The sequence below is a fragment of the Salinispora tropica CNB-440 genome (genome assembly GCF_000016425.1).
In the GTDB taxonomy this organism is placed as follows: Bacteria; Actinomycetota; Actinomycetes; order Mycobacteriales; family Micromonosporaceae; genus Micromonospora; species Micromonospora tropica.
Genome location: NC_009380.1, coordinates 1,585,803 through 1,607,953, shown reverse-complemented (window position 1 = coordinate 1,607,953; position 22,151 = coordinate 1,585,803). Strand labels below are relative to the sequence as shown.

General features: G+C 70.6%; 21 protein-coding genes and 3 pseudogenes. 9 read left to right on the top strand and 15 right to left on the bottom strand.

The genetic code is table 11. The features are described 5' to 3' along the window. The first annotated feature begins 17 nt into the window (after positions 1–17). Entirely contained in the window at positions 18–725 is a 708-nt protein-coding gene (locus STROP_RS07170; RefSeq protein WP_011905327.1) for an amino acid ABC transporter permease, read from the top strand. After that, positions 722–1,684: an amino acid ABC transporter permease gene (locus STROP_RS07165; RefSeq protein ID WP_011905326.1), complete on the top strand. Its 963-nt coding sequence runs from the start codon at positions 722–724 to the stop codon at positions 1,682–1,684. Before STROP_RS07170 ends, STROP_RS07165 begins: the two co-directional genes overlap by 4 nt. A 154-nt stretch (positions 1,685–1,838) precedes the next feature. Here STROP_RS07165 and rny read toward each other — a convergent pair whose 3' ends face one another. The 9 genes from rny to STROP_RS07130 all read right to left on the bottom strand — a co-directional run bounded on the left by rny (position 1,839) and on the right by STROP_RS07130 (position 11,345). Then, positions 1,839–3,605, bottom strand: a complete 1,767-nt coding sequence (gene rny / locus STROP_RS07160; RefSeq protein ID WP_011905325.1) for a ribonuclease Y — start codon at positions 3,603–3,605, stop codon at positions 1,839–1,841. 485 nt (positions 3,606–4,090) lie between these two features. Continuing rightward, the gene (locus STROP_RS07155) at positions 4,091–4,753 is read right to left on the bottom strand and encodes a regulatory protein RecX (RefSeq protein WP_011905324.1); all 663 of its coding nucleotides are present in this window, start codon (positions 4,751–4,753) and stop codon (positions 4,091–4,093) included. A 10-nt stretch (positions 4,754–4,763) separates the two neighbouring features. After that, the gene (gene recA / locus STROP_RS07150) at positions 4,764–5,810 is read right to left on the bottom strand and encodes a recombinase RecA (protein ID WP_011905323.1); all 1,047 of its coding nucleotides are present in this window, start codon (positions 5,808–5,810) and stop codon (positions 4,764–4,766) included. A gap of 181 nt (positions 5,811–5,991) precedes the next feature. Beyond that, positions 5,992–6,192, bottom strand: coding sequence for a DUF3046 domain-containing protein (locus tag STROP_RS07145; protein ID WP_011905322.1), 201 nt, complete (start codon positions 6,190–6,192; stop codon positions 5,992–5,994). Next, the gene (locus tag STROP_RS07140) at positions 6,183–7,607 is read right to left on the bottom strand and encodes an MFS transporter (protein ID WP_050764959.1); all 1,425 of its coding nucleotides are present in this window, start codon (positions 7,605–7,607) and stop codon (positions 6,183–6,185) included. The genes STROP_RS07145 and STROP_RS07140 overlap by 10 nt, the downstream gene beginning before the upstream one ends. 79 nt (positions 7,608–7,686) lie before the next feature. Next, positions 7,687–7,908 carry a type II toxin-antitoxin system RelE family toxin gene (locus tag STROP_RS23760; protein ID WP_080516632.1) on the bottom strand — a complete coding sequence of 74 codons (222 nt, stop codon included), beginning with the start codon at positions 7,906–7,908 and terminating at the stop codon, positions 7,687–7,689. A gap of 46 nt (positions 7,909–7,954) precedes the next feature. Then, positions 7,955–8,098 (bottom strand): hypothetical protein, encoded by a 144-nt coding sequence (locus tag STROP_RS25080; RefSeq protein ID WP_011905320.1) that lies wholly within the window; start codon positions 8,096–8,098, stop codon positions 7,955–7,957. Between the two features lie 241 nt (positions 8,099–8,339). Then, positions 8,340–10,571 carry an MMPL family transporter gene (locus STROP_RS07135; RefSeq protein ID WP_011905319.1) on the bottom strand — a complete coding sequence of 744 codons (2,232 nt, stop codon included), beginning with the start codon at positions 10,569–10,571 and terminating at the stop codon, positions 8,340–8,342. A gap of 51 nt (positions 10,572–10,622) precedes the next feature. Further along, positions 10,623–11,345: an LmeA family phospholipid-binding protein gene (locus tag STROP_RS07130; protein ID WP_026275419.1), complete on the bottom strand. Its 723-nt coding sequence runs from the start codon at positions 11,343–11,345 to the stop codon at positions 10,623–10,625. Positions 11,346–11,631: 286 nt separating this feature from the next. Between STROP_RS07130 and STROP_RS07125 the strand changes: the two genes are divergently transcribed. Then, a complete protein-coding gene (locus tag STROP_RS07125) occupies positions 11,632–12,387 on the top strand; it encodes a response regulator transcription factor (protein ID WP_011905317.1) in 756 nt (251 codons plus the stop codon). Then, positions 12,384–13,796 carry a sensor histidine kinase gene (locus STROP_RS07120; protein WP_011905316.1) on the top strand — a complete coding sequence of 471 codons (1,413 nt, stop codon included), beginning with the start codon at positions 12,384–12,386 and terminating at the stop codon, positions 13,794–13,796. Before STROP_RS07125 ends, STROP_RS07120 begins: the two co-directional genes overlap by 4 nt. 359 nt (positions 13,797–14,155) lie before the next feature. On the opposite strand, the gene STROP_RS07115 is transcribed toward STROP_RS07120, so the two are convergent. Both STROP_RS07115 and STROP_RS07110 read right to left on the bottom strand, forming a co-directional pair. Further along, on the bottom strand, positions 14,156–14,347 hold the full coding sequence (locus STROP_RS07115; RefSeq protein WP_011905315.1) for a DUF397 domain-containing protein: 192 nt from the start codon (positions 14,345–14,347) through the stop codon (positions 14,156–14,158). Beyond that, positions 14,338–15,105, bottom strand: coding sequence for a DUF5753 domain-containing protein (locus tag STROP_RS07110; RefSeq protein WP_011905314.1), 768 nt, complete (start codon positions 15,103–15,105; stop codon positions 14,338–14,340). The genes STROP_RS07115 and STROP_RS07110 overlap by 10 nt, the downstream gene beginning before the upstream one ends. Before the next feature lie 221 nt (positions 15,106–15,326). Between STROP_RS07110 and STROP_RS23755 the strand changes: the two are divergent. The 3 genes and pseudogenes from STROP_RS23755 to STROP_RS24430 all read left to right on the top strand — a co-directional run. Next, positions 15,327–15,541 (top strand): annotated as a pseudogene (locus tag STROP_RS23755) (hypothetical protein). Beyond that, positions 15,541–15,792, top strand: a complete 252-nt coding sequence (locus STROP_RS07105; protein WP_018833305.1) for a hypothetical protein — start codon at positions 15,541–15,543, stop codon at positions 15,790–15,792. Before STROP_RS23755 ends, STROP_RS07105 begins: the two are co-directional and overlap by 1 nt. Further along, positions 15,789–15,949 (top strand): annotated as a pseudogene (locus tag STROP_RS24430) (flavin reductase); the annotation flags it as partial. The gene STROP_RS07105 and the pseudogene STROP_RS24430, both read left to right, overlap by 4 nt. On the opposite strand, the pseudogene STROP_RS26125 reads toward STROP_RS24430, so the two are convergent. Next, positions 15,928–16,131, bottom strand: a pseudogene (locus STROP_RS26125) (glycerophosphodiester phosphodiesterase family protein); the annotation flags it as partial. The pseudogenes STROP_RS24430 and STROP_RS26125 overlap by 22 nt on opposite strands. 289 nt (positions 16,132–16,420) lie before the next feature. On the opposite strand from STROP_RS26125, the gene STROP_RS07100 reads away from it, so the two are divergent. Both STROP_RS07100 and leuE read left to right on the top strand, forming a co-directional pair. Further along, positions 16,421–17,860, top strand: a complete 1,440-nt coding sequence (locus STROP_RS07100; RefSeq protein ID WP_011905312.1) for an MFS transporter — start codon at positions 16,421–16,423, stop codon at positions 17,858–17,860. Between the two features lie 136 nt (positions 17,861–17,996). Beyond that, positions 17,997–18,665, top strand: coding sequence for a leucine efflux protein LeuE (gene leuE / locus STROP_RS07095; RefSeq protein WP_011905311.1), 669 nt, complete (start codon positions 17,997–17,999; stop codon positions 18,663–18,665). Positions 18,666–18,678: 13 nt separating this feature from the next. Here leuE and STROP_RS07090 read toward each other — a convergent pair whose 3' ends face one another. The 3 genes from STROP_RS07090 to STROP_RS07080 are packed head-to-tail and all read right to left on the bottom strand — an operon-like array spanning position 18,679 to position 22,060. Beyond that, positions 18,679–19,617, bottom strand: a complete 939-nt coding sequence (locus STROP_RS07090) for a sporulation protein (RefSeq protein ID WP_011905310.1) — start codon at positions 19,615–19,617, stop codon at positions 18,679–18,681. A gap of 23 nt (positions 19,618–19,640) precedes the next feature. Beyond that, entirely contained in the window at positions 19,641–20,705 is a 1,065-nt protein-coding gene (locus STROP_RS07085; protein ID WP_011905309.1) for a hemolysin family protein, read from the bottom strand. Beyond that, a complete protein-coding gene (locus STROP_RS07080; protein WP_011905308.1) occupies positions 20,702–22,060 on the bottom strand; it encodes a hemolysin family protein in 1,359 nt (452 codons plus the stop codon). The genes STROP_RS07085 and STROP_RS07080 overlap by 4 nt, the downstream gene beginning before the upstream one ends. Between the last annotated feature and the right edge of the window lie 91 nt (positions 22,061–22,151).

Sequence of the window (22,151 nt, the reverse complement as noted above, 5' to 3'; positions counted from 1 at the left end):
TGGGAGAGAGACCGACCGTGAGTGTGCTCATCGACAAGTTCGACGTCTTCGCGGGTGGATTCTGGCTCACCCTCCAGATCTGCTTCCTCGCCGCGATCGGTGCCCTGATCCTGGGCTCCGCCGTGGCGGTGCTGCGGATATCCCCGGTGCCGCCACTACGGGCGCTCGGCACCGCCTACGTCAACACCTTCCGTAACCTTCCATTGACCATCGTCATGTTCTTCGCCGCCTTCGGCCTCCCCGCGCTCGGTTCCAACGCGGACTTCCTCCGCATCCCCGGGCTCGACCTCGTATTCAGCCGGCTCGGCACCGACCTGCCATACTTCCGCTTCGCGCTGATCGCCCTGGTGCTCTACACCTCGGCGTTCGTCTGCGAGGCGCTGCGCTCCGGCGTGAACGCGGTGCCCGCCGGCCAGGCGGAGGCGGCCCGCTCACTCGGGCTGACCTTCATCCAGAACCTGCGGCACGTGGTGCTACCGCAGTCGTGGACGGCGTCGGTCGTTCCACTCGGGTCCGTGATCATCGCGATGATCAAAAACTCGGCGCTGATCGGCTTCTTCGGTGTCATCGGCGACCTGTCCCAGACCGCGGACCAGCTCACCTCTGCTGGGGGCGAACCCTTCATCCCAGTCGCCATCGGCATCTCGATCGGATATCTGATCATGACTGTACCTCTGGGCGCGCTCCTCGACCGGATCGAACGGCGGCAGGCGGTGGCTCGATGACCCAGCAGAGCAGTGTCCTCTACGACGTCCCCGGGCCCCGGCAGCGCCGGATCACCCTGGTGGGCAGCGTCGCTGCCATCATTGGTCTGCTGGTCGGCGCGTACTTCCTCATTTACCGGCCGTTGGAGGAGACTGGCCAGTTCTCGATGGAGCTGTGGGGTCCATTGATCGACCCCGGGAACGAGAACTTCGCCCTGGTCTGGGAGCGACTCGGCGTCGGAATCAAGAACACCCTCACCGCGGCGGCGCTGGCCATCGTCACCTCGCTGGTGGTCGGCACCCTGCTCGCGGTGCTGCGGATCCAGCTCAAGAGCCTGGCCCAACGCCGCTACACCGGGCTCGCCGCTCCCCTGGCCTACCTGCTCCGCGGGCTGAACCGCACGCTGTCGGCCGTGACCCGGGTCTGCGTCGAGGTCTTCCGAGGTCTGCCCGTCGTCATCACGATCTTCTTCGTGGCGCGTGGATTTCCCGAGTTCGGAGTCACCTTCAACAGTCTCTGGTATCTGGTCATCGGCCTCACCATCTACAACTCCGTGGTGATCGCCGAGATCCTCCGCTCCGGCATGCAGGGCCTCGCCGGCGGGCAGGCCGAGGCCGCCGCCGCGATCGGCCTCTCCCCGCTGCAGACCACCCGGATGATCCTACTTCCCCAGGCATTCCGGATCATGCTTCCCGCGTTGATCAGTCAGCTCGTGGTGGTCCTGAAGGACACCTCGCTCGGCTTCATCATCAGCTATGAGGAGACGCTGAACATCGGCAAGCAGATCATCGGCGTGTTGGACAACCCCATCCAGGTCTACACCGTGCTCGCCGTGCTGTTCATCGCCGTTAACTACTCGCTGTCGAAGCTGGCCCAGGCCGTCCAGCAGCGGCTCTCCCGCGGCCGGCGGACCGCCGACACGCCAGCACAACAGCCGCCGTCCACGGCCCTCGCCTCGCAGGCCGAGGGCGGCGGTTGATCGATTCCCTGCGCGACGGCCGGCCCTGCCACTCCGGGCCGGCCGTCGCGCTTTCCCGGCCGGCTCGGTAGGCGCACACCAGCTCCAGCCGCGACGGCTTCCCCAGTCGCGCCGTAACGCACCTCGGAACAGACTGGCGCGGCCGGCGCCGCAGTCAGCGGGCGATCTCGGTGACCCGGGATTCGCGGACCACGGTTACCCGGATCTGCCCCGGATAGGTCAGCTCCTCCTCGATCTGCTTGGCCACGTCCCGGGCCAGCATGGAGGCGCTGAGGTCGTCAACGTCGTCCGGCCGGACCATCACCCGGACCTCCCGGCCCGCCTGCATCGCGAAGACCCGCTCCACGCCGAGCTTGCCCCCCGCGATCTCCTCGATCCGCTCCAGCCGCCGCACGTACGCCTCCAGGCTCTCCCGCCGGGCCCCCGGACGGCCACCGGAGCAGGCATCCGAGGCCTGGGTGAGCACCGCCTCAACGGTCTGCGGCGGCACCTCGTTGTGGTGCGCCTCGATGGCGTGCACGACGTCCTCGCTCTCGCCGTACCTGCGGGCGACGTCGGCACCAACGATGGCGTGGCTGCCCTCGACCTCGTGGGTGAGTGCCTTGCCGATGTCGTGCAGGAACGCGCACCGCTTGATCGTCGGCACGTCCAGCCGCAGTTCAGCGGCCATGATTCCGGCGATGTGGGCGCTCTCGACCAGGTGCTTGAGCACGTTCTGCCCGTACGAGGTGCGGTAGCGCAGCCGGCCCAACAGGCCAACCAACTCGGGGTGGATCTCGGTGATGCCGACCTCGACCAGGGCGTCCTCGGCGGCACGCTGGCAGAGCTGCGCCACCTCCTGCCGGGCCAGGTCGTGCACCTCCTCGATCCGGTGCGGATGGATACGTCCGTCCAGGACGAGCTTCTCCAGGGTGAGCCGCCCGACTTCCCGACGTACCGGGTCGAAGCAGGAGAGCAGCACTGCCTCCGGGGTGTCGTCGATGATCAGGTTGACTCCGGTGATCGATTCGAAGGTGCGGATGTTGCGCCCCTCCCGACCGATGATCCGACCCTTCATCTCGTCGCCCGGCAGGTGCAGCACGCTGACCACGCTCTCCGCGGTCTGCTCGCTGGCCACCCGCTGGATGGCGTCAACCACGATGTGCCGGGCCCGCTCCTCGCCCGTGCTGCGTGCCTCTGCCTCGATGTCCCGTACGCGCAGCGCGGCCTCCCGTTTGGCCTGCGCCTCGATCGCCTCGACCAGCTCGCCGCGGGCCGCCTCCGCGGTGAGCCCCGCGACGCGCTCCAACTCGCGGCGTCGCCGCTGCTCGGCCTGCTCCAGCTCCCGGTCCCGCTCGGCGAGCGCCGACTCCCGAGCCTCCAGGGCCGCGTTGGCGGCGCTGAGCTGCCGGTCCCGTTCGGCGAGCCGCTCGACCTCCTCGGTGTGCAGCCGCTCCCGATCGTCCATCCGGACGGCCCGCCGCTCCACCTCAGCCGCCTGGTCCCGGGTGGTCACGGCGAGGACGGCGGCTTCCCGTTCTCCGCTGCGCCGGGCAGCGGTCCGTAGCTGTTCGGCTTCGGTCTCGGCCTGCTTGTGTACCCGTTCCAGGATGGCTTCGGCCTCGGCGCGAGCGCCGTCGAGCACCCGCCGGGCTTCGGCACGGGCGGCCTTGGCCTCGGCGCGGGCGGCGGCGGCTTCGGTGCGGGCGGCGGCGGCGGCGGACTTCGCCGCGTCGATGGTGCTGTTGGCCTCCTCGGCGGCCGACCGCAGCGCGGCGAGGGACTGTTCCTGGCGGTCCTTCTCCGCGATGAAGGCCGGGTCGTCGGGCCGTGAGGTACCGGCGAGGCCGCGTACGGCCCGGACGCCCACCAGCACCGCGCCGACCACGACGACGGTGAGCAGCAGCACGGCCACGAGGAGGACCGCGTCGAACCCGTTCATGGTGAGCTTCCTGTCGACCCCTGCCGCCTCGCCATCGCGCGCCTCCCCTTGACCGTCGCGCCGCAGCCAACGTGCGGTGGGCGCGCTCCCGCGGCTCTGGACGCCCGACCGGAGCGGCTGACCGAAAGGGGAGCTCTCCCATCGGCGGTGCCGGGACGGCACCGCCGACGGGAGCTGCAGTTGTCGCATGGGCTCCGAGACCGGTCGGGTTCGGAGCCGACACCAGAGCCAACGGATCGGCCAAAGTGATGCGGTTCTGTTACACGATCTATGTTGTGCGCTTTGCCTGCGCTGGTCGGGCAATGTGAGCCTTATGGCGAGGCTAGGTCCCCGACGCCGGTCCGGTCAAGGAAACCATGATCAATACATCCGAACGGAGAGGATTTGCAGAGTTACACAGCGCTGATCAATGATCAGTCAAAAGCCCACAAAAGGGACTCAATTGCCTGCGGCTGGCGTGGCCATGCAGTCACATGAACTCTCGGTCAAGGATCGACCTCGATGTCGCTGAGCGCCTCGGCGTCGATCTGCTCCGCGAACTCGGCCGCCTCGGCACTCTGCGCCGCAAGGGCCTCTTTCACCGCCCGAATCGCCACCCCCGGTGAGTAGCCCTTGCGGGCCAGCATGCCGACCAATCGCCGAAACACCGCGTCCGGCTCACCCCGGGTGACGCGCAGCTTCCGCTCCGCCAGGGCACGGGCCGTCTCCGCCTCGGTCTCGTCGTCCAGTTCGCCGAGCGCGGACTTCGCCACGTCACCATCGACGCCGCGCTGGCGCAGCTCGGTGGCGAGGGCACGGCGGGCGAGGCCACGGCCGACGTGCCGGCTGGAGACCCAGGCCCGCGCGAAAGCCGCGTCGTCGATCATCCCGACCTCGTCGTAACGGTCGAGGACCACGGTGGCGACCTCCGCCGAGATACCCCGCCGCGTCAGCGCCCGAGCCAGCTCGGCCCGGGTACGCGGACGCACGGCGAGCTGCCGCAGACAGACCTCCCGGGCCAACTCGGCCTCGTCCGTGGACGAGGCCGAGTTGGTCGCGGCGTCGGCGTTACGGCGACCACGACGGGGAGCCGCCGCCGTGGCCGCGTCACCCGTACGCGGTGGGCTGGCGTCCCACCCCCGACCCGCGCGGGCTCGTCGTGACGTCACAGGTCTGTGCTCAGAAGTCGACCGGCGGCAACTCCGGACCGCCAGCGGCGTCACCCGCGCCGGCACCGACGCCGAGCTTCTCCAGGATCTTCTTCTCGATCTCGGCGGCCACGTCCGGGTTCTCCCGAAGGAACTCGCGGGCTTTCTCCTTGCCCTGGCCGAGTTGGTCGCCCTCGTAGGTGTACCACGCGCCGGACTTCCGGATGATCGCCTGCTCGACGCCCACGTCGATCAACGACCCCTCGCGGGAGATTCCCTTGCCGTACATGATGTCGAACTCGGCCTGCTTGAACGGCGCGGCCACCTTGTTCTTCACGACCTTGACCCGGGTGCGGTTACCGACCACGTCGGTGCCGTCCTTGAGGCTCTCGATCCGGCGCACGTCCAGCCGAACCGAGGCGTAGAACTTCAACGCCCGCCCACCGGTGGTGGTCTCGGGGCTGCCGAACATGACGCCGATCTTCTCGCGGAGCTGGTTGATGAAGACCGCCGTCGTGCCGGTGTGGCTGAGCACACCGGTCATCTTGCGCAGGGCCTGACTCATCAGCCGGGCCTGGAGACCGACGTGGCTGTCGCCCATCTCCCCCTCGATCTCGGCGCGGGGCACCAGCGCGGCCACCGAGTCGATGACGATGATGTCGAGCGCTCCGGAGCGGACCAGCATGTCCGCGATCTCCAGTGCCTGCTCGCCGGTGTCCGGCTGGGAGACCAACAGGGCGTCGGTGTCGACGCCGAGGGCCCGGGCGTATTCCGGGTCGAGGGCGTGCTCGGCGTCGACGAAGGCGGCGATGCCGCCGGAGCGCTGGGCGTTGGCCACCGCGTGCAGCGCCACCGTCGTCTTACCGCTGCTCTCCGGGCCGTAGACCTCGATGACCCGGCCCCGGGGCAGGCCACCCACACCGAGGGCCACATCCAGCGCAATGGACCCGGTCGGAACCACCGCGGTCTCCACGACCGGGCGCTCCCCCAGCCGCATCACCGAACCCTTGCCGAACTGTTTGTCGATCTGAGCGAGAGCAAGGTCGAGTGCCCTCTCCCGATCAGGCACTGCCGCCATCGTCGCCACCCCTGCCTTCGCCGACTTCCCTGAGCTTCGCGTCACGCGGACACGCTAGGCGCATGGTCCGACAGAAAACCAGCGACCATGCCGTGAGCTGTGGACGAGCACCTCGCTGTGGACAATAGCCGAACAGGTGTACGAGCGAGGGCGCGACCCGCGAACGTAACGAAATTACTGCTCAACGTAGCCGCGCCGGCACTCTGTCCGGGTACGCGGCAACCACCGCGCGCCACACCACGTGGGTCTCCTCCCCCGCGGCGAGGGCCTGCTCGATCGTCCGCCCATCGAGCTGTGTCAGGACCTGGTCGCTGGCGATACTGGCCGCGTAGCCCGGCCCGAACGCCTCCTCAAGCCGCGTCCAAAAATCCGTCAACCGCACGTGTCATCCTCCCGGTCGGGTGCTCTGCCGGGACCCCAACGTAACGCTAGCGCCACCAGCGGCACCACTACGATCGCCGCCAGCAGGGTGAGTACCGGATAGCCGGCCGCCCGCATGACGAATCCGCTGACCGCGGCGGCGCTGGCACCAGCCAGCCCCATGGTCAGGTCGGAGAACCCCTGCACGCTCGGCCGCACCGCCGCCGGCACCGACTCCGACAGCAGCGTGGAGCCGCCCACCATCGTGCCGGACCAGCCCAGCCCGAGCAGGACGAGCCCCACCGAGAGTAGCGGCGTGTGGTGGCCGGCGGTGCCGGCGACGGCGCACGCGGCGAGCAGCAGCCCGACGCCGCCGAGGATGACCGCCGGCCGGCCGAGCCGGTCGGCGAGCCAGCCCACCAGCGGGGCCAGCGCGTACATGCCGGCGATGTGCAGACTCAGCACGATGCCGACCACCCGCAGGACATCCGCGTCGCCGTGCGACTCGCCGAGATGCACCGGGGTCATCGACATCACCGCCACCATCACCGCGTGCCCCACTGCCACCGCCGCGACGCCGAGCCGGGCCGCCGGGCGGTCGCGTACCACCTGCCAGGCCACCCGCATCCCCGCACCGCGCCGAGCCACCGGGCCCGGGGAGGTCGCGGGCCCGACCTCCGGGAGCCCGCCGGCCGAGGGTCCGGTGGTGACCGGATCGACCACGGGCGGCGTGGCGACCGCGGCCTCGCCCGCCGCCCGCCGGCGCGCGGTGAGCAGGGGGTCAGGTCGTAGCAGTACGAAGAGCACCCCGGCGGCCAGCACGAAGGCGGCGGTGCTGAAGGCGAACGGGCCGGCCAGCGGCGGCAGCCCCCACCCGCCGGTGACCGTGTCGGCAAGCGCCGCGAAGTTCGGCGCGGCCACCGCGCCGATGGTGGTGGCCCAGACGATCAGGGCGAGCTGCCGACCCCGCCGCGCCGGCTCGGCGAGGTCCACCGCGGCGTACCGGGCCTGGAGGTTCGCGGCGGTGCCGCCGCCGAAGAGCAGACTGCCGAGGAAGAGCAGCGGCACGATCCGGGTGACCGCGGCGAGCACCACCAGCACCGCGCCGACCGCGCCGACCAGGTAGGCGACGACCAGCCCCGGGCGGCGCCCGTGCCCGTTCATGATCCGGGTAATCGGGATGGCGAGCAGCGCGGCGCCCACCACGGCGGCGCTCTGGGTCAGACCGGCGACCGCGGTGCCGGCGATCCGAGCGGCGAGCAACGCCCCGACCGCGATCCCGATGGTGACGCCGATGCCACCGATGATCTGGGTGCCGAACAGCAGACCCAGGGTTCGCCGTTGGATCGGTGTCACGTCCGACCGGGTCCGGTCCGGCACGGTCAGGTCGGTGGTCACGAACGACTCCCACGGGTAAGGGGTGAACGGCACACCCATCCTTGCGCATCCGACCCGCCCGGCACCGCCGGGATACGCCGGCAGCGACACCGCCGGCACCCCAACCCCGATAACCAATTCAGAGTGCGTCGTCGACATCGCTACGGTGGCCCAGGTGAAGCACGAGAACAATCAGCTCTTGGTCGCGAACCGTGTAGACGATGCGGTAGGCACCGACGCGGATTCGAACCAGGCCGGGGTGCCCGGTGAGTGCCTTGACTCCGGCCGGACAAGGTTGGGTGGCCAGTCCGGCGACAGCGGCGACAACCCGGGCCTGTACGCGACGGTCGAGCTTGCGCAGCAGTTTGGCGGCGACCCGCTCGACCTGGACGTGTGGGCCGGGGTGGTCACCGACCGAACTCGTCGCGCAGCTGGGTCAGCGGAATCGGAGTCTCGCCAGCGTCGATGCGGGCCAGGGCTTCACGGGCAGCGGTGACGTCCGCGGCGTCCTCGGCTCGTTCGATCGCTTCGGCTACCTCGGCGGGGACCACGGCAGCGAGGCGCTGCCCACGGCGGGTGACGTAGGTGATGCGTCCGGCCTAGTGGGCGCGGGAAACCACATCCGCCAGGGTGTCGCGGGCGTCGGAGATCGGGAGTTCGACGGCGGGCTCACTCAACAGATCCAGCGTACAACTCGTACAAGTCGTACGGGTCTATTGGTGAGCCCGCCGATCAGTGGGCAGCGGCACCGCCGGCGCCCTCAACCTCGCTACCGCACGCCGGTCCGGGCAGTCACCGGGCCGGAACGGCGACCCGGCCGTCGGTCGGCGGGAGCCCGTCGGGCGTCTCGTCGGCCGCGGGGGACGCCTCCAGATCGACCCGGGGCATCAGCCGGTCCAACCAGCGGGGGAACCACCAGTTGGCGCGACCGAGCAGCACCATGATCCCCGGCACCAGGAAGCCGCGGACGACCACCGCGTCGAGCAGCACCGCCACGCCAAGCCCCACCCCGAACATCTTGATCAACGGGTTGTCCTGGCCGGCGAAGCTGACGAAGACGCTGAACATGATCAATGCTGCCGCGGTGACGACCCGTCCTGCCGAGCCGAGCCCGGTCACCACCGCACGCCGGTTGTCCCGGACAGCGTGCCACCGCTCGGCGATCGACGAGACCAGGAAGACCTCGTAGTCCATCGACAGCCCGAACAGGATGGCGAAAAGGATCAGCGGGATGTAGCTCTCGATCGGCACCGGACCGTCCAGCCCGAGCAGCCCCGTGAGGTGCCCCTCGGCGAAGGCGAAGGTGAGGATGCCGTACGCGGCGCCGACGGAGAGCAGGTTCATCAGCGCGGCGGTCAGCGGGATCACGAAGGACCGGAACAGGACGACCAACAGCAGGAAGCTCAGCGCGATCACCACCGCCAGCACCAGCGGCAGCCGCTCCGCCACCTGGTCGGTGAAGTCAATCTTCGCGGCGGTCTGACCGCCGACGTGCAGCTGCGTACCGTCGGTTGCCAGCGGCGGCAGGATTTCCTCGCGCAGCTCGGTGACGAGGTCACCGGTGGCCGGGTCGCTGGGCGCGGTCGTCGGCACCACCTGCCAGAGCGCGCCACTGCCGTCGGTGGAGACCCGCGGCCCCTGGACGGACTGCACGCCGGGCACGTCCGCCAGGGCGGAGCTGAGGGCGGCGGCCTGCCGCTGCACCGTGGCCGGGTCGGTCTGGGCGGTGTCGCCCAGGTCGGCGACGACCAGCAGCGGCCCGTTCACGCCCGGGCCGAACGCCGACTCCAGCAGGTCGTAGCTCTGCCGGGTGGGCGTACCGACCGGGTCGTGGCCGCCGTCCTGCTGGCCGAGCTCCAGGTCAGCCACCGGCGCGATGAAGACCGCCAGCACCAGGAGCGAGCCGACCACTGCCAGCCACGGCCGCCGGGCCGTCCGCTCGCCGATCCGGTGCCACCAGCCCGCCTTCGACGCCCTCTTCGAGCGACGCCGTGGCAGCGCACCGGCGTCGAGCCGCGAGCCGACGACCCCGAGGACGGCCGGCAGCACGCCGACCGCGGCCACCACCGACAGCCCGACCGCTACGGCGGCGGTCCACCCCAGCGAGGTCAGCAGCGGCAGCCCGGCCAGCAGCAGGCCGCCCAGGCCGACGGCGACGGTGGCGCCGGCGAAGAGCACCGCCGCGCCCGCGGTGGCCACCGCGACCCCCAACGCCCGCTCGTGCGGTTGCCCCTCCTGCCGGGCCGTGCGGTACCGCACGACGATGAAGAGCGCGTAGTCGATGCCGACACCGAGCGAGATCATGCTCGCCACCGTCGTCGCGATGTCCGGGATCGCTCCTACCTGGCTGAGCAGCCCGATGGCGGCGAGTCCGAGCACCAGGCCGACCAGCGCGGAGACCAGGGGTAGGGCCATCGCCGCGGCCGCGCCGAGGGCCACCAGCAAAACGACGGCAGCCACGGCCAGACCGATCAACTCGCTGCGGTGTCCCGGATCACCGGCGGCCGCCTGGGCGAGCTGGCCTCCGGGGAGCACCTCCAGCCCGGCGTCCGTGGCCGGGCTGGCGGCGGCCAGCACGCGGTCGGCGTCCTGCTCGCTGAGGGCCGCGGGCGGCACGTCGAAGTAGACCTGCGCGTACGCGGTGTGCCCGTCGGCGCTGATCCGCGGCGTGGGCTGGCCGGGCTCCTGCGGGAATGGGGGCACCACCTGCGTCACCCCATCCACATCCCGCACCGCCAGCAGCGAAGCCTCGATCGCCGCCCGTCCCTCGGGCGAGGTGACCGAGGAGTCCGCGTCGTGGAACACCAGGGTGCCGTTGCCGAGCGCGGAGGCCGGGAACACCGCGTTCTGGATCTCCTGCGCGCGGCTGCTGTCGCTGCCCGGAATGGTGATGGCATCGTCGATGCTGGTGCCCACCGCCACCCACACGCCCACGACGGCCGCGGCCACCAGGAGCCAGGCGGTGAGCAGCTGCCAGGGCCGGCGGGCAGCCAGCCGGCCGTACGAGTACAGGGCGTTACGCACGGAAACCTCCGAAAGGGATGGGGTGGGCCTGGGCTACTGGATCGAGGGGCGTCACGCGGGGCAGTCGCCCGCGGTGGCGGAGGCGAGCTCGTTGGTGTCGAGGCTCGCGTGCAGGGTCAGGCCGTCGGGGCCGGCGGCGACGTTGTCAGGCACCAGACCGCTCGGCAGGCCCGGCAGGGCGACCTGGCGCGGCTCCAGCTGCCCCGCGAGTTCCGGATCACGCCCGGCGAGAATCGGGGCGACCAGGTCCACCGGCAGCTGCTGCCCGGCCACCTCCACCGTGGTCGGGGTGAGCACCAACTCCTCGCCGGCCAACGCAAGGTCCATGAGCACGCGAAGGTCGCCGCCCAAGACCACGCCCGGCCGGATCACGGCGAGTTGGTCACCGGCGTTCTCAAACCGCTGCTGGCCCGCTTCGGTGCCGGGCAGTTGGTCGTACGGCATGGTCACCGTCGCCTCGGCCCCGGCGACGTCGACCGGTTCGTCCGAGAACGGCCGGGCGTGCACGTCGCGCAGGGAGAGCTGGAGGTGGGTGGGCCCGGCCGCAGTGTCGACGGCGCCCTGCACGGTCACGGTGCCCAGGTCCCCGGTCAGTAGTCGCGGAGTGACGAACGGGCCGGGCAGCGAGGTGGTCAGCTCGGCGCCGTCGAGGCGACAGCCGACCATCGCGGACACCCGACGTTCGACCGCGGCGGCGAGGAACCGATCGGCGCCGTAGGCCAGCACCAGCGCGACGACGACCAGCACCAGCGGCAACCGCAACCGGCGGGCCAGCGAGCGGTCGGTACGGCGGGATCCGGTCCGGCTCCGGACGGAGGTCCGGCTCCGTGGGCGGGCCTTGGTCGGCAGATCAGTCCGGCTCATGCCCCAAGGCAAGCGCACCGACCTGCCGGTCCCCTCCGGCGTACCTTCCCGTTTGCTGACGATCCGGATCGGGCGACGCGGACCGGCCCCCACCCGCGGCGTTCAGCAGGCGACCTGTCGGGGCTTCAGCAAACCGTCAGCCATTCAGCAGGCGGTTGGCAGGTTCCCCGGTCCCCGCGCCGGAGATACTGACGCCATGGCTGGACCGACAGGACGTTCCGCCCGGCAACCGCGGCCGGGGGCGAGCGCCGAGCTCAGCTCGGTCTGGCGGGCCCGGGTGCTGGTGGTGGATGACGAGCCGGCGCTGGCCGAGCTGCTGCTTCGCACGTTACGGGTCGCCGGGTTCGACGCCCGGTCCGCCGGCTCCCGAGCCGAGGCGCTCACGGTCGCCGGTGAACTGGCTCCGGAGTTGGCGATCGTGGACGTGATGCTGCCCGACGGCTCCGGCTTCGACCTGGTCCACGACCTGCGCCGCGGACTCCCGGAGCTCGCGGTGGTCTTCCTGACCGCGAAGGACTCACTGGAGGACCGACTCACCGGGCTGAACCTCGGCGGCGACGACTACATCACCAAGCCGTTCAGTGTGGCGGAGGTGGTCGCCCGGGTGAACGCGGTCCTACGCCGCCTGGGCGGACGGCCCAGCGCGTCCAACCGGCTCGCCGTCGCCGACCTGGAACTCGACGAGGACGCACACACCGTCACCCGGGCGGGCACGCCGGTCGAGCTGTCGCCGACCGAGTTCCGGTTACTGCGACATATGTTGGAGAACGCCGGCCGGGTCCTGTCCAAGCAGCAGATCCTCGCCCAGGTCTGGCAGTACGACTTCCCCGGCGACCCGGGGGTGGTGGAGAAGTTCGTCAGCCAACTCCGTCGCAAGGTCGACATCTCGGATCCACCGTTGCTGCACACGGTGCGGGGCTTCGGCTACGTCCTGCGGGAACCGCCCGAATGAGACGGCCGGCCGTGCGAAGCCTCCGCGGCCGGCTGCTGGTGGGCACGGTCGCGCTGCTGGTGGTCGGGCTGCTGGCGGCTGATGTCACCGCCTACCTGGCGTTGCGTCGGTTCCTCGACGAACGGGTCGACAACACCATCGAGCTGGTCCTCGACCGGGGCCTGGCGCGGGCCCGCCTCGCCGGGCCGGCCATGCCCACCGCCGGGATGGAACAGCTCGTGCCCGCCAACGCCTACCTGGCCCTCTACGACGCCGAGGGCACTCTGGTGCTGGGCCGGCTGCCGCTGCAGCACGGTGACGCACGGCGGCCCGTGGTGCCGCCGATCAACGAGCTGCCGGAACGTCCGGTGACCATCGGTGATGATCCGGAGACGGCGCTGCGGGTCCGACGCGAGTTGCTTCCCCCCGAACAGGCCCTCCCAGTGGAGATCAACGGGCAGGTCCGCCCGGTAACCGGGCTGGTGGTCGGGGTGACCCTGGCGGACAACGCGGCGACGCTACGCCGGCTGCTCCTGATCCAGGTGGTCGCCGGGCTGCTCATCGTCGTGCTGGGGGTGGCGCTGGCCCGGCTGGTACTCAACAACGGTCTACGACCGCTGCGCGCCGTGGCGGACACCGCCCGGGATATCGGCCGCGGCGACCTACGCCGGCGCGTACCCGTGGGCGACCCGCGCACCGAGATCGGGAGCGTCGCCACCGCGCTCAACGAGGCATTCGACCAGCGTGAACGCAGCGAGGCGCTGACCCGGACGTTCGTCGCCGACGCCTCACACGAGCTCCGTACGCCGCTGAGCGCGGTACACGGATGGGCCGATCTCTACCTCAACGACGGCATCACCGACTGGGACGGCGTGGACGAAGCGATGCGCCGGATCCGCACCGAGACCACCCGGATGGGCACCCTCGTCGAGCAGCTGCTCACCCTGGCCCGGCTGGACGCGCACCAACCGCTGGCGCGCGATGAGGTCGACCTCGGCCGCGTCTGTGCGGACGTACTGGACAGCCTCCGGGTCACCGCCGCCCACCATCGGCTCGCCCTCGCTGTGGACGAACCGGTGACTGTCACCGGCGATGAGACCTCGCTCCACCAGGTGGCGCAGAACCTGGTCGGCAACGCAGTTCGGCACACCCCGCCCGGCACCGCAATCGAGGTTCGCGTCCACCACGGCGACGAGGACGTCGTTCTCGTCGTTCACGACGAGGGGCCGGGGCTCGACGCCCAGGGGCTGGCGCACGCCTTCGACCGGTTCTGGCGGGCCGACCCCGGGCGGGCCGCACCCGGCGGCACCGGACTGGGCCTGGCCATCGTCCGGGACATCGTCGAAGCGCACGGCGGCACCGTGGCACTGGACTCGGCACCGGGGCAGGGGCTGACGGTCACCGTACGGCTGCCAAGAGCCACCACGTGATCGTCCGGACCGATGGAACCCTGATGTGGTACGCCAACAAACAGATCGGCCAAGGGCTCCGCTCCCGGGTACGGGGGATGATCATCGGTAACGACGCGAAACCGATTGTGGGGTGAATGGGGTCGAAGCGTCCTCGGGGTCGGCGTTGGTGGCGCAACGGGCACGTAGTCGCTGGTGATGGGGTCGCGGAAGCTGCCGACACGTGCCGGCAGCTGTGGAAGCGTCAACAGAACACCGCCACCGGCACCGTTGTGACAAAACCGGTCGAACAGCGGTAAGATCGACTGACCCGCCCGGCGAGGGGGCCGGGTCGGGGCTTCAGTGCGTACGGGGTTGGTAGGGGCGGCCCGTGGGTGGGGTCAGGGCTGCGCGGGGAGTTGGGCGACGAACGCCCGCCACGCCGCTGGGCCGAAGACCAACGCCGGCCCGGCCGGGTCCTTGGAGTCCCGGACCCCCACGACGCCGGGAAGGTTGCCGGCGACCTCGACGCAGTCGCCGCCGTTGTTGCCGCTCTTGCTGCTCTTGCGCCACTGCGCGCCGATCAGGTCCATGAACTCGCCGCTTCCCTGAGCAGGTCTCGGGACTGCGCCCGGGAGAGAGCCTCCCCACGGATGCGTTCCCACCGTCGACTCAGCGTAGCAATATCCGTGACGCCATCGACCAGTTGCGCCTTGGCCTGGCTGTCCACATGAGCCACTACGGTGCCCTTCTCCAACTCGGCGAGGATGAACGGACCACCGAGCCCGGGGTGCATACCGACCGAGAGCGGCACGACGTGAATCGACACGTTCGGTAACTCCGCGGAGGCCGCCAACTGCTCACACTGCTCCCGCATCAACGCGCGGTCGCCGTAGGCGGAGCGGCGGAGGATCAGCTCGTCGAGAACCGCGATGAACATCGGCGCCCGGTCCCGGCGCAGGATCGCCTGCCGCTTGATCCGCACGTCAACCAGCTCCTCGACCGCCTCGGGGCTGAGCGCCTCACCGGCGAGGGTCGCCCGCGCGTACGCCGCGGTCTGCAGCAGGCCCGGCACCCACGCAAGTTGAAACGCGCGGAGCGACACCGCCTCGCGTTCAATATCGGCCCACGGGCGGAACCACGCCGGTTCGCGGCGCCGCACCGCATCCGGCCACAGGTCCTCCACCTCCCGCTTGAGGATCGCGGCCACCTTCGCGCGGTGCCGGGTCTGGGGAATCCGGCCACGGCTCGCCCACTTCGCCGCCGTCTTCGGGTCCACCCCGATCTGAGCTGCGAGGCTGTCGGCGGTCTCACCCGCCTCCGCCATCGCCGCGATGACTGCGTGGTTCATGCTCCAACCTCCCTCGAACGTTCCAGACGTCCCAAAAACCTAGTGCTACGCGGTGCGTTCGCCCCACAACTGTCGGGAAACTGCACGAAGACGGCGTGAGCCGGTGGAGGGCCCACACCCGCCGGAGGCGCGGTCGGACCGCCCCACCACCAGGAGGGAGGTGGTGGGGCGGTCCATCCACAACGACCGACCAGCAACCACCGCCCCCGGGAGGCGAGGCCGTGCCGACGCCCACCACCGCGCCACCACCACTACCGCGACGGACACGCCGCACCGCGCTCGCCGACGCGATCGACCCCGACCACGCGGCCACCGTGTCCGGCGTGGAGTTGGAGCGACTGCTCTCCGGCGGGCGGTCGGCCGGGCGCACGTCGTCCACACCGTTCCCGGTGACGACATCCTCACCGCGGTACTCGCGGGGCTGCGGAGACTGTGATGGCCGAGGACAACCCGACCGCCGACCGGCCCGCGCACCGCGACCGGCCCGCGCGCCCCGACCGGCTGGCGTCCCCCGACCGGCCCGCGCAGCGCGACCCGCACGGATCGCCGCCGCTGCCCGACGGCGACCGGGTGCGACCGAGCACGTCGAGCACACCCCCGCCACCCGTCAGCACCCGGAACCAGGTGATCGCGGCGCTCATCCTGGTGATCGTCGTGGCCGCCATCGTGCTCCGGGTGCTGCGATGACGAGCAGCCCGAGGCCCCCACAATCGAATCCGGGCGACCCGACCGCCGACCGGCCGCACCTACCGATGCGCCCGCTGTGGGGGGGGGTGGCAGGTGCCAGGCGGAGTGGCCCTGCCCGGCAGCCCGGCACGCCCTCCTGGCTGAATACCGCAACGACGTCTCATCGGTGTAGCCAGCGGCGAGGCCATACCACAGGATGTTGACCCAGACCCGGGCCTTCTCGCGGAGCGCCGCCACCACCGCCGGCTGGATCTGCGGCTCGATGAGCCGGTCGAAGACCAACCCAAACGCCTCCGGCTGGTGTTCGGTGAATCCGCCGATGTCGGCGGCGTTCTCCTCGGCCAGTGCACCACACCAGTGCACCACTCCACCACTTTCCAGGCACGAGCAGCTACCCGGGTAGTCAACAGAATGATCAGCGGTCCGCACCAAGGCCAGCGCAACCACGTCACATCCTGCCGGTCTCCCACCACGAGACGCGCGACCCAGCGGCAACAACGCGGCAAACAGGTACTGACATTCTGATACCGGACCTTCAAGATCTTTAGCCACATCTACGGATCCAGGTGACATCCCGCATTACCTTCGACTGGCACGGAGCGGCCGGCTCACGATCAGGCGGGGGTGGATGTCGCGGTCAGACGCCCCGGCCGAGGCCGGGCACACCCGACGGTGGCGGATCATCACCGTCGCGGCAGCCATCTCCTTCATGAGCTTCTTCGATCTGAGTGTCATCAACGTGATGCTGCCCTCGATCGAACGCACGCTCAGCGCCGGCAACGGCGCTGTCCAGTGGGTCGTCTCGGGCTACTCGCTGATGTTCGCGCTCGCTCTCGTCCCCGCCGGTCGACTCGGCGACGCCAAGGGGCGACGGCACGCACTGCTCCTCGGCCTCGCGTTGTTCGTCGCTGCCAGCACGATGGCCGGAACGGCTGGCTCCGGCACCATGCTGGTCGTCGCCCGGCTCATGCAGGGCGCCGCGGCCGGTGTCCTCGTTCCGCAGATCACCGCCCTGGTCGAGGAGTTGTTCCAGCCCGAGCAGCGGGGCCGCCCGTTCGGGGTTCTCGGCGCCACGGCCAGTGTCGCCACCGCCGTCGGGCCGGTGATCGGCGGGCTGATCCTTGCTCTCGGTGGAGTGGAGAACGGCTGGCGGCTGGTCTTTCTCAGCAACATCCCGATCGGAGTCGTCGCGGCGCTACTCGTCTGGCGGCGGTTTCCGGCGAAGCCGCCGAGCGGCCGGACAGATCACCGACCCGACCTGACCGGCACGCTGCTGCTGGGCGCCGGAATCATGCTGGTGATCCTGCCCGTGCTGCAGCGGGAGCAGTGGAAAGGGCTACTGCCGTGGCTGTTGGTGCCGATCGGATTCGGCGTCCTCGTCGCCTTCCGATCCTGGGAGACCTCCGATGCGCGGCGGCACCCGCCAGTCTTCGACTTTCGCCTGCTCACCCATCGGACGTACCGCCTGGGGCTGTTGCTCGGCTTCTTCTACTACGCCGGCTTCACCTCGCTACCGCTGATCTTCAGCCTGCACCTCCAGTACGGTCTCCACCGCGATCCGCTGCACACCGGTCTCACGATCGCGCCGTTCGCGGTGGGATCCGCGCTGGGCGCGCTGCTCGGCGGCCGACACGTCGAACGACTCGGCCGCCCGCTGATCAGCATCGGGCTCGTCACCGTCATGGTGAGCCTCGCCGTGATGACCGCCCTCACCAGCTTTGCCGGGACCACGTTCTCCGTCGTGAACGCGTTCCCGTTACTCCTCGCCGGGGTCGGCAGCGGCCTCGTGATCACACCGAACAACACCCTGACCCTCTCGCAGGTGCCCAAGCCGGACGCCGGCAGCGCCGCCGGCATGTACCGCACCATGCGGCAGGTCGGATCCGCGGTCGGGCTGGCGATGATCACCGCAACCCTGCTCGGCGCGGTCGCGGCCAACGACGGAAGCTGGTCAACCGCCCTTCGATACGCACTCGGCGTGGAGGTCGGCATCGTCACCGCCGCGCTGCTCACCAACCTCGCCGACATCATCGGTAGTCGCCGCCAGCCATCCGCACCGGCGCCCTGATCCCATCCCCGCGAGGGCGAGCGCCCATCATGGTCGGACGGCGACGTACGCGCTCCCCTTCGCACGGGCCGAGCAGTGGCCAACGGCACAGGCCAGAGCCGAGGAAAGGGCTCGCCCCGGTGGGCTCGGCACCGGCATGATGTCCGGCGTGCTGGGGATCACCGACATCTGGACGTACGTGCTGGGCACCGTGGCCATCATCATGCTGCCCGGGCCCAACTCGCTCTTCGTGCTATCCACCGCCGCCCGCCGGGGCGTGGGCGCCGGCTACCGCGCGGCCAGTGCGGTGTTCGTGGGCGACGGAGTCCTGATGATCCTCTCGGCCGCCGGGGTGGCGTCGTTGCTCCAGGCGTACCCGCCGCTCTTCCTGGTGATCAAATACGCTGGTGCCGCCTACCTGGGCTACCTCGGCCTGGGAATGCTGCGCGGAGCCTGGCAGCGCTGGCGAACCCGCCACGACCCCGCCACGCCACCGCCCAGCAACGCCGACGACCCCGCCCACACGCCCGGCCCGTTCCGCCGGGCACTGGTGATCAGCCTGCTCAACCCGAAGGCGATCCTCTTCTTCGTCTCGTTCTTCATCCAGTTCGTGGATCCGAGCTACGCGCACCCGGCGTTGTCGTTCTTGCTGCTCGGATTGGTCGCGCAGATGATCAGCGCGCTCTACCTGACCGCGCTAATCTTCGCGGGCACTTTCCTGGCCGCCCAGTTCCACCAGCGCCGCCGCCTCGCCGCCGGGGCGACGACCACGGTGGGGGCGCTCTTCCTTGGCTTCAGCCTGAAACTCGCCACCGCCGGCAGCTGACCCAGCCGGCGGGTCACGTGCCATCACCACCGCCACCGCCACCGCCACCGCCGCCGACGCCCGCGCTCCCGGCCGTGCCGCCCAGCCCGAGGCCGGGGTGCAACGGTTCGTCCGGGCGCCGGCTCACATGGGCGGACTCGGTGATGGGGGCCGACCAGTCGGCGTGCGCCGCCATCGCCGCATGCCGGTTGATCGCGATCCGCAGCCACCCGTCCACGGTCGCCACCCAGTCCTGTCGCTCGGCACCGTCGTGCCAGATCCGAAACCGGCTGATGCTCTGGTGGGTGATTCCGGCCAGTGCCAGGCGGCGGTCGCACCAGAGGAGCACCTCGAGACCGGCGGAGTTGGCGATGAAGATCACCTCCAGCTCGGTGATCGGCCCGGCATACAGCGGCGCGACCCAGTAGCCCAGCCGTTGGTGTAGCGAGAGCTGCTGCTCGACGCCGGGCAACCGGGCGGCGACCGAGCCGGCCTGCCGCAGGCGAAACCCCAGCATGTCCAGGGTGGTGAGGATGTGGGCCTGAGCGATCAACGGGTGCACGAAGAGCGGCACCATCGCACCCTGGTCCAGCCCTGGCTCGATCGCCACCTCGGTACGCAGCCCCATCCGCAGGCTGAGCAGCGGCGTTCCGCCGACGACCGTTACTGGGGTCTCCCAGGGCACCGGAAACGAGAACGGAATACTGCGGGCCCGCCCGGCGCGCAGGACGAACCCGGTGGCGATCTCCGCCTGATGGAACTGCACCAGCCGCCGAGGGGCCTCCGGGGTGTCCGGCTCGGCCGACGTGACCAGGCCGAGCCGGACATGCAGCACCGGGACGTCAGCCCGGCCGGCACGGAGGGTCACCCGCCCCGGCAGCCGCAGGCCGGGGCGGGTGCTCGGGTTGGCCAGCGCGGTCTGGACGGTCAGCCCCGTCCGACCGGACTCCGGCGACACCCCCGTCAACCGCACCGGCCCCGGTTACCCAGACCGGATCAGCGCAACCGCCGTCCCCGAGGAACCGGGTCGGTCTCGTCGTCGAACTCGCCGATGACCTCCTCCAGCAGGTCCTCCAGCGCGACGAAACCGACTGGACGGGTCGGCCCCCCACCGTTGCGGACCAACGCCAGCTGCGAGCGCCGGGCCCGCATCGCCGCCACCGCCTCGGTCACCGTGGCGGACGAGGGCAGGGTGAACGCGGTCGTCATCAACTCCCCGGCCGTCGCCGTCGGACGGCTGGCCGCGGCCCGAACCGCCTCCCGTACGTGCACCAGCCCGCAGACGTCACCGGCCTCGTCGAGCACCGCTAGGCGGGACCGCCCGCTGTCCCGGCTGACCTGCTCGATCCGGCCGGCGTCGGCATCCCGTCGCACGGTGACGATCCGGTCGAACGGCTCCATCACCTGCGCCACGGTGGTGCCCTGCAACTCCAGCATGCTGGTCAGCAACTCGTGCTGCTCGGCACCGAGGAGCCCGTGCTCGCGGGACTGCTCCAGCAGGAGGCGCAACTCCTCCGGGCCGTGCACCTGGGCGAGCTGATCCTGCGGCTGGACCTTGACCAGCCGCAGGATGCCGTTCGCCAGTGAGTTCAACGCCGACAGCACCGGCCGGGAAACCCGGGCGAACGCGCGGAACGGCAACGCCAACAGAATCGCGGACCGCTCAGCGTCGGTGATCGCCCACGACTTCGGCGCCATCTCCCCCACCACCAGGTGCAGGAAGGTCACCAGGCTCAGCGCGAAGATCAACGCGATCACGTGGCTCGCCGCGGTGGGCAGGCCCACCGCGTGCAGCAGCGGGCTGAGCAGCTGCTCGATCGCCGGTTCGGCCAGCGCGCCCAGGCCCAGTGTGCAGAGGGTGATGCCCAGCTGCGCGCCGGCCAACATCAGCGAGAGTTCGCGTACACCGTCCAGCGCGGCTCGGGCACCCCGGCCGCCACCGGCGGCGGCCTGCTCCAGCCGGTAGCTCTTGCTCGCCACGAGGGCGAACTCGGCGGCGACGAAGAACCCATTCAACGCCAGCAGGACCACCGAGGTCACGAGGGCGACACCGACGCTCATGACTGCACCTCCGGCTGGCCTTCCGACTCCTGTAGGCGCAACCGGACCGAGTCGGCGACGTGCCGGTCGACCACGAGCACCTCGACCAGCGCCCGGGGGCCGGCAACCGCCTCATCCCCGTCTGCCGGCAGGGTGACCTCCAACTGGTCGCCGACCTCGGGTACCCGGCCCAACTCCCGCATGACCAGGCCGGAGAGCGTGTCGTACTCCGGGGCCACCGGCAGTGAGATACCGGTGCTGTCGGCGACCTCGTCGATCCGCCAGCGGGCCGGCACCACCCAGGAGCCGTCGCGCTGCCGGGTCGGTATCCGCTCCGGCGGATCGTCCTCGTCCCGGATCGGCCCCACCAGTTCCTCGGCGATGTCCTCCAGGGTGATCACGCCGGCGAAGCCGCCGTACTCGTCAACCACGCAGGCGAGCTGCCGGTGACTGGAGCGCAGGCGGTCCAGCACCGTCGGCAACGGCAGGGTCTCCGGCACCAGCAGCGGGGGGACGGCCACCGTGCCGACCGGGGTGGTGGCTCGGCGCTCCAGCGGCACGCCGAGCACGTCGGCGATGCCGGTCACACCGATCACGTCGTCGACGCCCTCGGCCCCCTGGACGGGAAACCGGGAGCGGCCGGTCTCGAGTAGCTCGACGACGCGGCTGACCGGCTCGTGGGCGCGGACGGTGTGCACGTCGACCCGGGGCACCATGGCTTCCCCGGCGGTGAGCTGACGGAAATCCAACCCCCGGTCGAGCAGGGTGGACATCTCCGCGGTCAGATGCCCGCCCTCGCGGGACTCGGCGATGATCTGCTCCAGATCCTCCAGGGTCGCCCCGCTGGGCAGCTCCTCGACGGGCTCCACCCCCGCCCGGCGCAGCAACCGGACGGCGGCCCGGTCGAAGAGCTTGATCACTGGGCCGGCGACCTTGAGGTAGACCAGGGTAGAACCGGCGAGCGCCCGAGCGAGCGCCTCGGGGCGGGCGATAGCGAGGTTCTTGGGTGCCAGTTCACCGAGCACCATCTGCACGATGGTGGCGATGAGCAGGGCCAACGCGATGGACAGCGGCCGGCTGACCGTATCGGATATTCCGGACAATCCGAGCAAGTCGGCCAGGCCGGCGCCGAGATACGGTTCGGCGACGTAGCCGACCAGCAGCGCGGTGACCGTGATGCCGAGCTGGGCACCGGAGAGCATGAACGACAGCCGCCCGGTCACCTCCAGGGCCCGGGACGAGGCCTTGTCGCCCTCGGCGGCACGCTGCTTGAGCTTGCCCCGATCGACGGCGACGTAGCCGAACTCCTGGGCCACGAAGTAACCGGTGGCCGCGGTGAGGACAACGATGAAGAGGAGCCCAACGACGATCAACACGGGAGCTTCAGGGCTCCCGTCGACCTCGGGACCAGGGATAGCCGGGCATTACCCGGCTCGCTACTGCTGCCCTCCTGGGCAGACGAGTCGA

Excerpts from the sequence above, each read along its gene's own strand:
- recA (WP_011905323.1), bottom strand. The coding sequence starts at position 5,810 with ATGGCGGCAGTGCCTGATCGGGAGAGGGCACTCGACCTTGCTCTCGCT.
- STROP_RS07105 (WP_018833305.1), top strand. The coding sequence starts at position 15,541 with ATGGCCGAGGACAACCCGACCGCCGACCGGCCCGCGCACCGCGACCGG.
- STROP_RS07165 (WP_011905326.1), top strand. The coding sequence starts at position 722 with ATGACCCAGCAGAGCAGTGTCCTCTACGACGTCCCCGGGCCCCGGCAG.
- leuE (WP_011905311.1), top strand. The coding sequence starts at position 17,997 with ATGATGTCCGGCGTGCTGGGGATCACCGACATCTGGACGTACGTGCTG.
- STROP_RS07140 (WP_050764959.1), bottom strand. The coding sequence starts at position 7,607 with ATGGGTGTGCCGTTCACCCCTTACCCGTGGGAGTCGTTCGTGACCACC.
- STROP_RS07120 (WP_011905316.1), top strand. The coding sequence starts at position 12,384 with ATGAGACGGCCGGCCGTGCGAAGCCTCCGCGGCCGGCTGCTGGTGGGC.
- STROP_RS07125 (WP_011905317.1), top strand. The coding sequence starts at position 11,632 with ATGGCTGGACCGACAGGACGTTCCGCCCGGCAACCGCGGCCGGGGGCG.
- rny (WP_011905325.1), bottom strand. The coding sequence starts at position 3,605 with ATGAACGGGTTCGACGCGGTCCTCCTCGTGGCCGTGCTGCTGCTCACC.
- STROP_RS07110 (WP_011905314.1), bottom strand. The coding sequence starts at position 15,105 with ATGAACCACGCAGTCATCGCGGCGATGGCGGAGGCGGGTGAGACCGCC.
- STROP_RS07115 (WP_011905315.1), bottom strand. The coding sequence starts at position 14,347 with ATGGACCTGATCGGCGCGCAGTGGCGCAAGAGCAGCAAGAGCGGCAAC.
- STROP_RS07100 (WP_011905312.1), top strand. The coding sequence starts at position 16,421 with ATGTCGCGGTCAGACGCCCCGGCCGAGGCCGGGCACACCCGACGGTGG.
- STROP_RS07085 (WP_011905309.1), bottom strand. The coding sequence starts at position 20,705 with ATGAGCGTCGGTGTCGCCCTCGTGACCTCGGTGGTCCTGCTGGCGTTG.